Genomic DNA, 12,769 nt, shown 5'->3' with positions numbered 1-12,769 from the left:
GGAGAACCATGGACACGACCGCAACGCCCCTCGATCTGAGCAACCCGATCGCCACGCTGCCGCCCTCGTTCCGCTGGGGCGTGGCGACCTCGGCCTACCAGATCGAGGGCGCGGTCGACGAGGGCGGGCGCACCCGGTCCATCTGGGACACGTTCTGCGAGGTGCCCGACGCGATCGCCAAGGGCGACACCGGTGAGGTCGCCTGCGACCACTACCACCGCATGCCGCAGGACGTCGCCCTGATCCGCGACCTCGGCGTCGACCTGTACCGCTTCTCCGTGGCCTGGCCGCGCGTGCAGCCGCGCGGCCGCGGCCCGGTCAACCCCGAGGGCCTCGGCTTCTACGACCGGCTCACCGACGAACTGCTCGCCAACGGCGTCGAACCGTGGATCACCCTCTACCACTGGGACCTGCCGCAGGAGCTCGAGGACGCCGGCGGCTGGCCGCACCGCGACACCGCCTACCGCTTCGCCGACTACTCGATGCTCGTCTTCGACGCGCTGCGGGACCGGATCACGACCTGGACGACGCTGAACGAGCCGTGGTGCTCGGCGATGCTCGGCTACGCCTACGGCGCCCACGCCCCCGGCCGGCGCGACTTCGCCGCCAGCATGCACGCCGTGCACCACCTGCTGCTGGGCCACGGCCTGGCCACCCAGCGGATGCGGGAGGCGTCCGACGGTCGGCACACGTTCGGGATCACCCTTAACATGGGTGTCCCGACCCCGCAGACCGACTCCGAGGCGGACCGGGAGGCGGCCCGGCGCTCCGACGCCCTGTCGACCCGGATCTACCTCGACCCGCTCGTGCACGGCCGCTACCCGGCCGACCTCGTCGACGACCTCGCCAAGCGCGGCATCACCCTGCCCGTGCAGGACGGCGACCTGGAGGCGATCAAGACCCCGCTCGACGTCCTCGGCGTCAACTACTACTTCTCCGAGACCCTGTCCGGGGTCGACGAGGACGGCAACGACACCGACGCCGCCGGGCTGCCCGTGTCCCGGGTCATCCCGACCGGCCGGCCGATCACGGCGATGGGCTGGGAGATCGTCCCGGAGGGCTTCACGCAACTGCTGGTCCGGTTGTACACCGACTACCGGCTGCCGATCTACGTGACGGAGAACGGGGCCGCGTTCGACGACGTGCCCGACGACACCGGCTACGTCCAGGACGAGGACCGGGTCGCCTACTTCGACTCGCACATCGGCGCGGTGGCCCTGGCCCGGCAGCAGGGCGCCGACATCCGCGGGTACTTCGCGTGGTCGCTGATGGACAACTTCGAGTGGGCCTACGGCTACGACAAGCGGTTCGGGATCGTCCGCGTCGACTACGACACGCAGGAGCGCACCCCGAAGCGGTCCGCGCACTGGTACCGCGACACGATCAAGGCCCTCCGCGCGTAAGTATTCCCTGGTGGCCCCGTCCCATGCGAACATGTGTTCGTGCCGGACGGGGCCTCCATCCTCCACGCCGACCTCGACGCGTTCTACGCCTCCGTCGAGCAGCGTGACGACCCCCGCCTGCGCGGCCGGCCGGTCATCGTCGGCGGCGGCGTCGTGCTGGCCTGCTCCTACGAGGCGAAACGCCGCGGCGTGCGGACCGCGATGGGCGGCCGGCAGGCGAAGGTCCTGTGCCCCGACGCGGTCGTCGTCCCGCCACGGATGCACGCCTACTCGGCGGCGTCGAAGGCCGTCTTCGCGATCTTCCGGGACACCACACCGATGGTCGAGGGCCTCTCCATCGACGAGGCGTTCCTCGACGTCACCGGCCTCTACCGGCTGCGGGGCGCGCCGCTGGGCATCGCGCAGCGGCTGCGCGAGCGGGTCCGGGCCGAGGCCGGCCTGGCCATCACCGTCGGCGTGGCCCGCACCAAGTTCCTGGCCAAGGTCGCCAGCGGCGTCGCCAAACCCGACGGGCTCCTCGTCGTGCCGCCCGACGGGGAGCTGACGTTCCTGCACCGGCTCCCGGTGGAGCGGCTGTGGGGCGTCGGGACCGTCACCGCCGCGAAACTCCACGCCCATCACGTCACGACCGTCGGGCAGGTCGCCCGCCTCGGCGAGGCCACCCTCGTGTCGATGCTCGGCGAAGGCCAGGGCCGCCACCTGCACGCCCTCGCCCACAACCACGACCCCCGCCCGGTCGTCACCGGCGGGCGGCGCCGCTCCGTCGGCGCCCAGCGGGCCCTCGGCCGCGGTCCGCACCCGCGCCCGTTCCAGGAGGCCGTCCTGGCCGAACTCACCGACCGGGTCACCCGCCGCCTGCGGGCCGCGAACCGGGCCGGTCGGACCGTCGTGCTGCGGCTGCGCTTCGCCGACTTCACCCGCGTCACCCGGTCCCGGACCCTGCCCCGCCCGACGTCGCACACGCAGACGGTCCTCGACGCCGTCCTGCGCCTGCACGCCGCCGCCGAGTCCGACATCGCCAACCGCGGCCTGACCCTCGTCGGCCTGGCCGTGACGAACCTCGACGGCGACGGGGCCGCGCAGCTCGAGCTGCCGTTCGACGTGACGTCCGGCGACGACCTCGACACCGCCCTGGACAAGGTCCGCGACCGGTTCGGCTCGGCCGCCCTGACCCGGGCGTCGCTGCTCGGGCGGCGGCAGGGCCCGACGGTGCCGCTGCTACCGGAGTGACCCGGCGACGGCCACCGCGGCCCGCTGCGTCGACGACCGTCTCAGCCGGACGGCGGGCTGACGCGCAGGGCGGCCAGGGTCAGCTCCACCGGCCCCGCGGCCGGGCCGCCGGCGGCGGCGGCGGCGCCGAGGGCGTGCAGGGCGAACGTGGCGAGGTCGGCGGCGGGCATGTCGGTGCGCACGTCCCCGGCCGCGGCGGCGGCCGCGATGACGTCGGTCAGCATCGCGTGCAGCTGCCGGCGGGCGTGGTGGAGGTGCTCCGCCCGGTGGAGGGAGACCGCCGGGCCGGGTCCGTGGGCGGCGGGCTCGTGGCGGCCGCCGGTCAGCTCGGCCAGGGTGTGCAGGACGGTGCGGAGCCGGGCCGCGGGCTCGGCGGGTGCGGCGGCGGCCGCGGTGAGCTGGGCGAGGTGCTCGGTGACCTGCCGCTCGTGCCAGGCGACGACGATCGCCTCCACGTCGGGGAAGTACTTGTAGAGGGTGGCCCGGCCGATCCCGGCCTGCGCGGCGATCTGCGACATCGTCACCCCGGCCAGGCCGTGCTCGGCGATGAGGGCGGCCGCGGTGTCCAGGATCGCGGCGTGCACGGTGCGGCGGTGCTCGTCGATCGTCGCGTTCCACAGCCTCGGCACCCCACCACCATACACGGTGCCATCTATTAGACACGGTGTCTTGCAAAAATACAGAGTGTCTTGCAAAGTGTGGGGAGGTGCTGGATTCGAGGAGGTTGCGATGACGCAGATGTCGACGCCGCGGTGGGTGAAGGTGTTCGCCGCCGCCGCGGTGGCGTTCGTGGCGCTGGTCGTGGTGATGCTGCTGGCCGGGCACGGCCCCGGGATGCACCACGGGGGGCACTGATGCTGCGGCCGGCGCTGCGGCGGCTGGTCCTGGTACTGCACGTCGGCGTGTCGGTGGGCTGGCTGGGCGCGGTCGCGGCGTCCCTGGCGCTCGGTGTCACCGGCCTGGTCGCGACCGGGCCGGGGGTGGTCCGCGGGGCGTATCTGCTCCTCGAACCGGTCGGGTGGGCGCTGCTCGTGCCGCTCAGCGTGGCCGGCCTGGCGACCGGCCTCGTGCTGTCCCTGGGCACCCGGTGGGGGCTGCTGCGGCACTACTGGGTGCTGTTCAAGCTGCTGATCAACCTGGTCGCGACCGGGGTCCTGCTGCTGTACATGCGGACCCTGAGCGCCGTCGCGGCCATGGCGGGCGACCCGGCGACGAGCCTGGACGACCTGCGGACGCCGTCACCGGTCGTGCACGCCGCCGGTGCGCTGGTCCTGCTCGTGGTGGCCCTCGCCCTGTCGGTGTACAAGCCCCGTGGCCGAATCCTAATCCTAGCATCCTAGGACGCCGTACATGACGTGGCTACGCCACGTCTGCAGAACCATTCCTGGCCGCTGCGCGGCTGACTTACGTTTTTGCTTCCGGCCCGACGGCAGGAAGCGGCCCGATAGGGGTGCCCGGCCCGGTAGTCAGGAAGCGTCGGGGGCGGGGCTGCGGTTCACGGCCTGGGTCTGGCAGGCGACGACGGCGTCGAGGTGCCAGCCCAGGCGGCCGTCGGTGCGGAAGGTGAGCACGGCGACGGTGTGGGCCTTGCGGTCGAAGCCGATGTCGACGCGGTCGTCGCTGGCGAAGAGGCGGTGCTTGCCGGCGACGAGTTCGGGGTTGCGGGCTTTGGCCCAGGCGTCGGCGAGCTGGTCGGGGCTGCGGGATTCGCGGGCGGTGGGAGCGGTGGTGGCCTGGGCGCCGGCGATCTGAGCGCCTTGGGTGCACTGGAGCTGCCCGGCGGGGTTGAAGCGGGCTTCGTCGCGGTTGCCGGCCCAGTTGATGTAGGTGATGAGCGCCGTGGCGGCGATGGCGAGGCCGAGGAGGCGGAGGATGGTGCGGCGCACCTACTCAGCGTGCTCTTTTCGCCACCAGTCGGCGCCGGTTTCGGGCAGCGTGTCGATCGGGTCGTAGTAGGGGTAGGTGCGGTCGAGCTGGGTGGCGTCGTCCTCGATGCTGGTGCGGTAGTTCTTGGTCCAGTAGCTGATGCCGCGTTCGCGGTCGTATTCGGTGACCATGTGGACCCAGCGTTTGCCGACGTAGGGGACGTCGCAGACGATGCGGGGGGTGGCGTAGCCGGGGAGGTAGCCCATGATGTCGTGCTGGAGTTGCTGGGCCTGCCAGACGGCGACGCGCCAGTGTTCGGCGTTGGGGATCATGTCGCACATGTAGAAGTAGTAGGGGAGGATGCCGGCTTCGCCTTGCAGGGCGAAGCAGAGGTCGAGGAGGTCTTCGGCGGTGGCGTTGACGCCGCGGAGGAGGACGCCTTGGTTGCGCACGTCGCGGACGCCGACTTCGAGGGCGGTGTGTGCGGCTTCGGCGACGAGTGGTGTGAGGGTCTGTGCGTGGTTGACGTGGGTGTGGATGGCGAGGTTGACGCCGCGGCGGGCGGCGGTGCGGGCGACGCGTTCGAGGCCTTCGACGACGGTGGGTTGCAGCCAGTGCTGGGGGAGTCCGGCGAGGGCTTTGGTGGCGAGGCGGATGTCGCGGATGGTGTCGATGGCGAGCAGGGCCATGAGGAAGGTTTCGAGCTGGTGCCAGGGTGTGTTGGCGACGTCGCCGCCGGAGACGACGATGTCGCGGACGCCGGGGTGGGTGCGCAGGTAGTCGAGGATGGCGGTGTGGCGGTCGGCGGGTCTGGTGGCGAGTTTGAGTTTGGTGACGGCGGGGGTGTTGTTGCCGACGAGGTCCATGCGGGTGCAGTGGCCGCAGTACTGGGGGCAGGTGGCGAGGAGTTCGGCGAGGACTTTGGTGGGGTAGCGGTGGGTGAGGCCTTCGGCGACCCACATGTCGTGTTCGTGGAGGGAGTCGCGGGTGGCGTAGGGGTGTGAGGGGAAGTCGGGGTGGCGGTCGGTGGCGATGGGGAGCATGTAGCGGCGGATGGGGTCGGCGCGCAGGAGGTCGTCGGTGGGGACGTCGGCGGGGGCCATGGTGTTGATCATTTGGGGTGGGATGAGCATGGACATGGTGGCCTGGGTGGCCTGGTCGGCGGCGAGGTCGTCGTAGAAGGTGTCGGTGACGGTGTCGCCGAGGACGGCGCGGAGCTGGGGGATGGTTTTGACGCAGTGGGCGCGTTGCCATTGGGCGTCGTGCCATTGGTCGCGGGTGACGTCGGCCCAGCCGGGGTAGCGGCGCCAGTCGGGTTCGGTGAGGGCGTGGCGCTGGTAGGCGTACGGCTGCACGGTGCTACCCCTTCGTCGACGGATGCGGAAGCTTGAAAGATATCCTGCGTTCAGGTTAATCTGCCGGAAGATTTTCGGTCAATGTTGGCGATGGCGGGAAAAGGTGGTGCATGGACGTGGGTTCGCCGATCGGGTTGCATCGGGTCCTGGCTCCGGCGGGGGTGTTGCCGCAGGCGGCGGAGCGCCTCGACGCGTCCCCGGCGATCGGCGCCGACGAGGTGCGGGTGCGGGTGGAGCGGCTCAACCTCGACGCGGCGTCCTACCGGCAGCTGTCCGAGGCGTGCGGCGGTGACGGTGACCGCATCCGGGCCGCGGTCCTGGCCATCGTCACGGCCCGGGGGAAGATGCAGAACCCGGTGACGGGCTCCGGCGGGATGCTGATCGGCACCGTCGAGGAGGCCGGCCCCGGCTCGCCCCTCGGCCTCGAGCGCGGGGACCGGGTCGCGACCCTCGTCTCGCTGACCCTGACCCCCCTCGCCGTCCACGACGGGCTGCGGGACTGGGACGGGCTGAGCGAGCAGGTGCCGTGCGACGGGCACGCGATCCTGTTCGCCCGGTCGATCGCCGCGAAACTCCCCGCCGACCTGGAGCCGGAGCTGGCCCTGGCGGTCCTGGACGTGTGCGGGGCGCCGGCCCTGGTGCGGCGGCACAAGACCGGGAAGGTCCTCGTCCTCGGCGCGGCCGGGAAGTCGGGGAGCCTGTGCCTGGCCGCCGCCCGCGGGCACTACACCGTCGGGGTCGTGCGGGACACGGCGGAGCAGCGGCTGCTGGAGGGGACGAGGTTGGCGACGGAGGTGCTCGTGGCGGACGCCCGGGACGCGGTCGGGCTGGCCGCGGCCGTCGGGGAGCCCGCGGACGTGACCGTCGTGTGTGTCGACGTGCCGGGGTGTGAGCACGCGGCGATCCTGGCGACGAGGCCCGGCGGTACCGTCATCTTCTTCTCGATGGCGACGTCGTTCGCGGCGGCGGCGCTGGGGGCGGAGGGGCTCGCCGCGGATGTGACGATGCTCATCGGCAACGGTTACGTGCCCGGCCACGCCGAGTACGCCATCGGCCTGCTGCGATCCGACACCGCGCTGCGGGGTTTGTTCGAAGCGCGGCTGGGGCTGCGGTTGGCAGACTGGGCGGCATGAAGACCCTGTACCGCGGTGGCCGCGTCCACACCCCGGCCGTCCCCTCCGCGACCGCGTTGTTCGTCGACGGTGACCGTCTCGTGTGGCTCGGCGCCGACGGTGATGCCCCGGGCGGCGCCGACCGTGTCGTGGACCTGGCCGGGGCGCTGGTGACGCCGGCGTTCGTCGACGCGCACGTCCACACGACGGCGACGGGCCTGGCGTTGCGGGGTCTGGACGTGTCCGGTGCGGCGTCGGCCCGGGATGTGCTCGACGCGGTGGCGGGGCACGCGGCGGGGCTGCCGGCGGACGCGGTCGTCATCGGGCACGGCTGGGACGAGTCCGGGTGGGTGGACCAGAGCACGCCGAGCGCGGCGGAGCTGGACCGGGCGGCGGGCGGGCGGGCCGTGTACCTGTCGCGGGCGTGCATCCACGCGGCGCTGGTGTCCTCGGCGCTGCTGACGGCGGAGGCGAGGGCCGCGGCCGGGTATGACGACGGTGGGTGGCTGCGCCGCGACGCGCACCACGTGGTGCGGGCGGCCGCGTACGCGTCGATCAGTGTCGAGCAGGCCCGGGCGGCGCAGGTGGCGGCGTTGCGGCACGCGGCGTCGCTGGGGATCGGGGCGGTGCACGAGTGCGGCGGGCCGGGCACGTCCGGGGAGGCGGACTTCACGGCGGCGCTGGGTCACGGGCCGGGGCTGCCGCGGGTGTTCGGGTTCTGGGGCGAGGCCGGGGCGGCGGCGAAGGCCCGGGAGCTGGGTGCGGTCGGCGCCGGCGGTGACCTGTACGCGGACGGGGCGCTCGGCGCGCGGACGGCGCACCTGCGGCACGACTACAGCGACGACAGCGGGTCGTGCGGGCACGGGTATCTGAGCGCGGAGCAGGTCGGTGAGCATCTGGCCGGGTGTGCGCGCCACGGTGTGCAGGGTGGTTTCCATGCCATCGGTGATGCTGCCATCGGTACTGTCCTGGAGGGTTTCGGTCGCGCGGCGGCGACGGTGGGTGTGGATCGGCTCCGGGCGGGCCGGCACCGCATCGAGCACGCGGAGCTGCTGGACAAGGCGGCGATTGCGAAGTTCGTCGAGTACGGGATCGTCGCGTCGGTCCAGCCGGCGTTCGACCGGCTGTGGGGTGGCGAGACCGGCATGTACGCGCAGCGTCTCGGCCCGGACCGGGCCTTGGCCGCGAACCCGATCGGGTCGCTGCTGGGGGTGGGGGTGCATGTGGCGTTCGGGTCCGACAGTCCGGTGACGCCCCTGGATCCGTGGGGGTCGTGCCGGGCGGCGATGCGCCATCACAATCCGGTGCAGCGGATCGGGGCGAAGGCCGCGTTCGCCGCGCACACCCGGGGCGGGTGGCGGGCCGCCGGCGTCGACGACGAGGGGGTCCTCGACCCGGGCGGGCCGGCGACGTTCGTGGTGTGGGACACGACGCAGACGCTGACCGGGGTGTTGTCGGGTGCGGTGAGCCCGGCGGCGCGGGCGACGGTCGTCGGTGGCGTGGACGTGTGGGCGGGCTGAGCGGTGAGGAGGCGGCGGTGACCGGGAAACTCGGGCTGGACCCGAAGGTGGTGGCGCGGGCGCGGCGGCTCGCGGCGCAGGCCGGGCGGCCCGTCGTCGAGCTGGCGCGGACCCATACGACGGTGTCGGTGGAGCGGGCGACGCTGCGCCTGGCCGGGGTCCGCGGTGCCGACCCGGACGGGATTCCGTGGGTGAACCGCCTGGTGGATGCCGTCGTCGCCGATGTCGGCCTCGAACATGGGGTGCTGGGGCCGGTGTTCGACGCGCTGATCCGGGACGGGCACGCCGATCTGACGTTGCTGGCGCAGAAGGCGGCCGCGGGGAGCGTCCGATTCGCTGTACCCACGAAGCACAATGTGCGAAGGCGGGCTTCGGCGGCGGTCGCCCGGGGGGTTGCCGAGATCGACCGGCGGCGGCGGGAACGTGAGCGGCTCGTCGCCCGGCACGGTGACCCGCCCCGGCGGCCGTGGATCTACCTGATCGTCGCGACCGGTGACATTTTTGAGGACATTCCGCAGGCGCAGGCGGCGGCGCGGGCCGGTGCGGATGTCATCGCCGTGATCCGGTCGACGGGGCAGTCGCTGCTGGACTATGTGCCGGAGGGGGCGACGCGGGAGGGGTTCGCCGGGACGTACGCGACGCAGGAGAACTTCCGGTTGATGCGGGCCGCGTTGGATGTGACGTCGAAGGAGGTCGGGCGGTATGTGCGGCTGACGAACTACGCGTCGGGGCTGTGCATGCCGGAGATCGCGGCCCTCGCGGGGCTGGAACGGCTCGACATGATGCTCAACGACTCGATGTACGGGATTCTGTTCCGGGACATCAACCCGATCCGCACGTTCGTCGACCAACGGTTTTCGCGGCAGATCCACGCCCGGGCCGGGATCATCATCAACACCGGTGAGGACAATTATCTGACGACCGCGGACGCGGTCGAGGCGGCGCACACGGTGACGGTGTCGCAGCTGCTCAACGAGTACTTCGCGAAAGAGGCGGGGCTGGCGACGTGGCAGCTGGGGCTCGGGCACGCGTTCGAGATCAACCCGGAGGTGCCGGAGTCGTTCCGGCTCGAGCTCGCGCACGCGTTGCTGGCGCGGGAGCTGTTCCCGGGGGCGCCGCTGAAGTGGATGCCGCCGACGCGGCACATGAGCGGTGACGTGTTCCGGGGGAACCTCCTCGACGGGTTCTTCAACCTCGCCGGTGCGCTGACCGGCCAGGGGATTCTGCTGGTGGGGATGATGACGGAGGCGGTCGTGACGCCGTGGCTGTCCGACCGGGACATCGCGTTGCAGAACGTGCACTACGTGCTGCGGGCCGCGGGCAACCTGCACGAGGATTTCGTTCCCGGGCCTTTCATTCAACAGCGGGCTTCGGGGGTACTGCGTGAAGCCGTCGAGTTGTTGCAGACGATCCGGGGCCAGGGGTTGTTGACGGCGATCGGCGCGGGCACGTTCGGGATCATGCGCCGCCCCGCCGACCGCGGGAAGGGTCTGGACGGGGTGGCCCGGCGGGCGGAGGACTACTGGAACCCGGCCGAGGAGCTGCTGACCGGTGGACACTGAACCTGCGGTGGTGCGGCCCTACGGGGACACGACCGGCGACGGGATGGTGCAGGTGTCGTTCACGCTGCCGCTGCCCGCGTCGAAACGGGCCGAGGGTGCGGCGGTGCAGCTGGCCGGGAAGATGGGTATCGACCCGGCGATGGTCGTGCACGCCCGGCCGATCGGGGCCGGGCACACGTTCTTCGTCGTCTACGGCCGCGTCGGGCACCTCGTCGAACCGGGGAAGGTCGTCGTCGCCGAGCGGGACTTTCCGCTGCTGTCGGCGAAGGACGTCAACGCCGCCGTGCGGGGCCGGCTGCGCCGCAAACTCGTCGTCGTCGGGGCGTGTATCGGCACCGACGCGCACACGGTCGGGATCGACGCGATCCTGAACGTGAAGGGGATCGCGGGGGAGAAGGGCCTGGAGTACTACCGGGAGCTGCGGGTCGTGAACCTGGGTGCGCAGGTGACGGTCCCGGAGCTGGTCGAGGCGGCGGCGGTGGAGCGGGCCGACGCGGTCCTCGTGTCGCAGGTCGTCACCCAGCGCGACGCGCATCTGCACAATGTGCGGGCGATGTCGGCGGCGTTCCGGGAGGCGTTCCCGGCGGCGCGCCGGCCGCTGCTGGTGGCGGGCGGGCCGCGGTTCGACGAGCTGATGGCGGCCGAGCTCGGCGTCGACCGGATCTTCGGGCGGGGCACGACACCGCGGGAGGTCGCCTCGTATCTGGCGTCGACGATCGGGAGGGTGCGGGGATGAGCGCGGTCGGGACGACGGTCGTGCACCGCCGGTATGTGCCGTACGCGCACGCCCACTACGGCGGGAACCTCGTCGACGGCGCCTACAGTCTGGCGCTGTTCGGTGACGCGGCGACGGAGCTGTGCATCCGCACCGACGGCGACGAGGGCCTGTTCGCCGGCTACGCGGCGGTCACGTTCCACGCGCCGGTCCACGCCGGTGACGTCGTCGAGGTGACCGCGGTCGTGTCACGGCATGGCAACCGGTCCCGGACGGTCGAGTTCACCTGCCATGTGACGTGCCGCGCCGACCCCGGCCGGGGCCCGTCCGCGGCCGCCGTCCTCGACCCGCCGCTCCTGGCGGTGTCGGCGACGGGGACCGTCGTCGTGCCATGAGGGTCGCGTGCGTGGACGTGGGGTCGACGGACACGAAATGCGCGGTCGTCGACACCGCCACCGGTGCCCTGGTCGCGACCCTGTCCGGGCCGACGACCCTCGGCACCGACGTCCTGGCCGGCGTCGACGCGCTCCTCGCCGCGGCCGGCCCGGTCGGCGGCGTGTACTGCTGCTCGTCGGCCGGGGGTGGGCTGCGCCTCGCCGTCGTCGGGTTCGAGGCCCTCGTCTCCGCCGACGCGGCCGCGCGGGTCGCGTTGACCGCCGGGGCGCGGGTGGTGGGACGCTTCGCCGGACGCCTCGACGGGCCCGCCGTCCGGGCTCTTCGTGATACGAAACCGGATGTGGTACTGCTCGCCGGCGGCACGGACGGCGGGGACGGCGACACGATCCGGCACAACGCCGCGCGGCTGGCCACGGCCCGGTGGAAGGTCCCCGTCGTCGTGGCCGGCAACCGCGACGCCCGCGACGAGATCGTGGCGCTGCTGGGCGGGCGGGGGCTGCCGGTCGCGGCGGCCGGGAACGTGCTGCCCCGGATCGGGGTGATCGAGCCCGGGCCGGCGCGGGCGGCGATCCGGGAGCTGTTCCTGCGTCACGTCATCGGCGGGAAGCGGCTGTCACGGGGCCCGAGGTTCGGGCGGCTCGTGTCCGCGGCCACCCCCGACGCGGTCCTCACGGGGGTCGGGGTGCTGGCGCGGGTCGCCGGCGGGGACCTCCTGGTCGTCGACGTGGGCGGGGCGACCACGGACGTGTACTCGGCGTTGCGGCCCGGTGAGACGGCCGCTGACGCGGTGGCGGGGGTGCTGTGGCAGGCGAGGACCGTGGAGGGGGATCTGGGCGTGCGGTGGAACCGGGCCGGGATCGTCGAAGCCGCCGCCCGGGAACGCGTCCCGGTCGGTGCCGGCTTCGCGGGTCTCGAGTCGCCGGGCCTCGCGTCGCCAGGTTTCGCATCCGGCGGTCTCGTGTCGTCGGACGGTGCTGGCGGAGGCGGCGGTCTGGACCTGGCGACGGCGGCGGTCACGGTGGCGCTGCGGCGGCACGCGAGGACCGGCCGCGACCTGCGCGACGTCGTGTCGGTGATCGCGTCCGGCGGCGTCTTCCGGCACGCTGAACCGGCCGCCGCCCGCGCCGCCGTGCGGGCCGCGCTGGACGACCACGCCGGCGGCTGGGCCCTGCCCCGCGACCCGGCGATCACCGTCGACCGGGACTACATCCTCGCCGCCGCCGGTCTCCTCGCCGCCGACCATCCGGACGCTGCCGCCGCCCTCTGCCGGGCGCTCGCCCACGCACAGTGACGGCACAGCCGGTCGTCGCGCAGGCACAGGCAGTCAGCGACAGGGTGAACCACGCCCGACACGCCCGCCCGACACGCCGTGGCGGCGAATTACATCCCGTGAGGCGGTTGACATTGCCCCCGACGGGCCGCGTACCGTCTTTGCGTCCTACTTCGGGAAGGATGACCGCGGTTCGCTACTCCCCAACGCCCGGCTGACCGGACGTCCACGTCAACCGACGAGACGACCCCGGGCAACGCGGGCGGGGGTCGGCGGGGGCAACGAACGGGCATCCACCGGTGTCAGGGCAGGGGGGATCACGCGACCAGTAGACAACGGC

The 12,769-nt window shown here is 72.8% G+C and carries 13 protein-coding genes; 10 read left to right on the top strand and 3 right to left on the bottom strand.

Annotation, left to right across the window (positions count from 1 at the left end):
* The first annotated feature begins 8 nt into the window (after positions 1 to 8).
* Positions 9 to 1,403 carry a GH1 family beta-glucosidase gene (locus tag ACIA8L_RS09815; RefSeq protein WP_395902467.1) on the top strand — a complete coding sequence of 465 codons (1,395 nt, stop codon included), beginning with the start codon at positions 9 to 11 and terminating at the stop codon, positions 1,401 to 1,403.
* 39 nt (positions 1,404 to 1,442) lie between these two features.
* Positions 1,443 to 2,633: a DNA polymerase IV gene (gene dinB, locus ACIA8L_RS09810; protein ID WP_395902464.1), complete on the top strand. Its 1,191-nt coding sequence runs from the start codon at positions 1,443 to 1,445 to the stop codon at positions 2,631 to 2,633.
* Positions 2,634 to 2,674: 41 nt separating this feature from the next.
* On the opposite strand, the gene ACIA8L_RS09805 is transcribed toward dinB, so the two are convergent.
* A complete protein-coding gene (locus tag ACIA8L_RS09805; RefSeq protein WP_395902461.1) occupies positions 2,675 to 3,262 on the bottom strand; it encodes a TetR/AcrR family transcriptional regulator in 588 nt (195 codons plus the stop codon).
* A gap of 100 nt (positions 3,263 to 3,362) precedes the next feature.
* On the opposite strand from ACIA8L_RS09805, the gene ACIA8L_RS09800 reads away from it, so the two are divergent.
* Together ACIA8L_RS09800 and ACIA8L_RS09795 are read left to right on the top strand one after the other, a co-directional pair.
* Positions 3,363 to 3,488: a hypothetical protein gene (locus tag ACIA8L_RS09800; RefSeq protein WP_395902459.1), complete on the top strand. Its 126-nt coding sequence runs from the start codon at positions 3,363 to 3,365 to the stop codon at positions 3,486 to 3,488.
* A complete protein-coding gene (locus ACIA8L_RS09795; RefSeq protein WP_395902457.1) occupies positions 3,488 to 3,973 on the top strand; it encodes a DUF2269 domain-containing protein in 486 nt (161 codons plus the stop codon). Before ACIA8L_RS09800 ends, ACIA8L_RS09795 begins: the two co-directional genes overlap by 1 nt.
* Before the next feature lie 126 nt (positions 3,974 to 4,099).
* Here ACIA8L_RS09795 and ACIA8L_RS09790 read toward each other — a convergent pair whose 3' ends face one another.
* Both ACIA8L_RS09790 and ACIA8L_RS09785 read right to left on the bottom strand, forming a co-directional pair.
* Positions 4,100 to 4,519 (bottom strand): hypothetical protein, encoded by a 420-nt coding sequence (locus ACIA8L_RS09790; protein WP_395902455.1) that lies wholly within the window; start codon positions 4,517 to 4,519, stop codon positions 4,100 to 4,102.
* The gene (locus tag ACIA8L_RS09785) at positions 4,520 to 5,908 is read right to left on the bottom strand and encodes a KamA family radical SAM protein (RefSeq protein WP_395904174.1); all 1,389 of its coding nucleotides are present in this window, start codon (positions 5,906 to 5,908) and stop codon (positions 4,520 to 4,522) included.
* 56 nt (positions 5,909 to 5,964) lie between these two features.
* Between ACIA8L_RS09785 and ACIA8L_RS09780 the strand changes: the two genes are divergently transcribed.
* The 6 genes from ACIA8L_RS09780 to ACIA8L_RS09755 are packed head-to-tail and all read left to right on the top strand — an operon-like array spanning position 5,965 to position 12,450.
* Positions 5,965 to 6,987, top strand: a complete 1,023-nt coding sequence (locus ACIA8L_RS09780) for an L-erythro-3,5-diaminohexanoate dehydrogenase (protein ID WP_395902453.1) — start codon at positions 5,965 to 5,967, stop codon at positions 6,985 to 6,987.
* Positions 6,975 to 8,486, top strand: a complete 1,512-nt coding sequence (locus tag ACIA8L_RS09775) for an amidohydrolase (protein ID WP_395904172.1) — start codon at positions 6,975 to 6,977, stop codon at positions 8,484 to 8,486. The genes ACIA8L_RS09780 and ACIA8L_RS09775 overlap by 13 nt, the downstream gene beginning before the upstream one ends.
* 17 nt (positions 8,487 to 8,503) lie before the next feature.
* A complete protein-coding gene (locus ACIA8L_RS09770; protein ID WP_395902451.1) occupies positions 8,504 to 10,048 on the top strand; it encodes a lysine 5,6-aminomutase subunit alpha TIM-barrel domain-containing protein in 1,545 nt (514 codons plus the stop codon).
* Positions 10,038 to 10,784 carry an OAM dimerization domain-containing protein gene (locus tag ACIA8L_RS09765; protein WP_395902448.1) on the top strand — a complete coding sequence of 249 codons (747 nt, stop codon included), beginning with the start codon at positions 10,038 to 10,040 and terminating at the stop codon, positions 10,782 to 10,784. Before ACIA8L_RS09770 ends, ACIA8L_RS09765 begins: the two co-directional genes overlap by 11 nt.
* Positions 10,781 to 11,158 (top strand): hotdog domain-containing protein, encoded by a 378-nt coding sequence (locus ACIA8L_RS09760; protein ID WP_395902446.1) that lies wholly within the window; start codon positions 10,781 to 10,783, stop codon positions 11,156 to 11,158. Before ACIA8L_RS09765 ends, ACIA8L_RS09760 begins: the two co-directional genes overlap by 4 nt.
* A complete protein-coding gene (locus ACIA8L_RS09755; RefSeq protein WP_395902444.1) occupies positions 11,155 to 12,450 on the top strand; it encodes a glutamate mutase L in 1,296 nt (431 codons plus the stop codon). Before ACIA8L_RS09760 ends, ACIA8L_RS09755 begins: the two co-directional genes overlap by 4 nt.
* Positions 12,451 to 12,769 lie beyond the last annotated feature (319 nt).

The sequence above is a fragment of the Dactylosporangium sp. NPDC051541 genome (genome assembly GCF_044454505.1).
Lineage (GTDB): Bacteria > Actinomycetota > Actinomycetes > Mycobacteriales > Micromonosporaceae > Dactylosporangium.
The sequence above is the reverse complement of the archived record's forward strand: the minus strand, read 5'-3'. Positions and strand labels throughout refer to the sequence as shown.

Excerpts from the sequence above, each read along its gene's own strand:
- ACIA8L_RS09815 (WP_395902467.1), top strand. The coding sequence starts at position 9 with ATGGACACGACCGCAACGCCCCTCGATCTGAGCAACCCGATCGCCACG.
- ACIA8L_RS09800 (WP_395902459.1), top strand. The coding sequence starts at position 3,363 with ATGACGCAGATGTCGACGCCGCGGTGGGTGAAGGTGTTCGCCGCCGCC.
- ACIA8L_RS09795 (WP_395902457.1), top strand. The coding sequence starts at position 3,488 with ATGCTGCGGCCGGCGCTGCGGCGGCTGGTCCTGGTACTGCACGTCGGC.
- ACIA8L_RS09780 (WP_395902453.1), top strand. The coding sequence starts at position 5,965 with ATGGACGTGGGTTCGCCGATCGGGTTGCATCGGGTCCTGGCTCCGGCG.
- ACIA8L_RS09760 (WP_395902446.1), top strand. The coding sequence starts at position 10,781 with ATGAGCGCGGTCGGGACGACGGTCGTGCACCGCCGGTATGTGCCGTAC.
- ACIA8L_RS09755 (WP_395902444.1), top strand. The coding sequence starts at position 11,155 with ATGAGGGTCGCGTGCGTGGACGTGGGGTCGACGGACACGAAATGCGCG.